At 42.6% G+C, this 394-nt stretch carries 1 pseudogene; it reads left to right on the forward strand.

Annotated features, from left to right (window positions below):
* Positions 1-91: 91 nt before the first annotated feature.
* Positions 92-394 (forward strand): annotated as a pseudogene (locus B7C60_RS18970) (tyrosine-type recombinase/integrase); the annotation flags it as partial.

Raw genomic sequence — 394 nt, forward strand, 5'->3', positions numbered from 1 at the left:
GGACGTGACAACACATGATGTAATGCTAGTACTAGCCCCTATGATAAAGCGAGATGCTAAGACGCAATCAAACCGTGTTCGTAGTCATATAATGGCAGCGTTTAATTACGGACTAAAGCACGACAATGATCCAGCTAACTTTATTGATGAGGCTAAATTTGGTTTAGTGCTTAACCCAGTGATGCCCATCCCAAAACAAAAAGACGCTGAACGAGTTGGCGAACATTATCTAAAAATTAACGAGGTACTGGCGTTAATTGATGATCTCAACAATCAATACCAACGCTTTAAGATGAGTCATTCTGTACGCCATTTAATTTTATTGTGCTTTTTTACTGGCGGGCAACGTCCGTATGAGCTGGTGGCCTCAAAGTGGGAGGCTATCGACTGGGGG

It is taken from the genome of Vibrio fujianensis (assembly GCF_002749895.1).
GTDB classification, from domain to species: Bacteria; Pseudomonadota; Gammaproteobacteria; order Enterobacterales; family Vibrionaceae; genus Vibrio; species Vibrio fujianensis.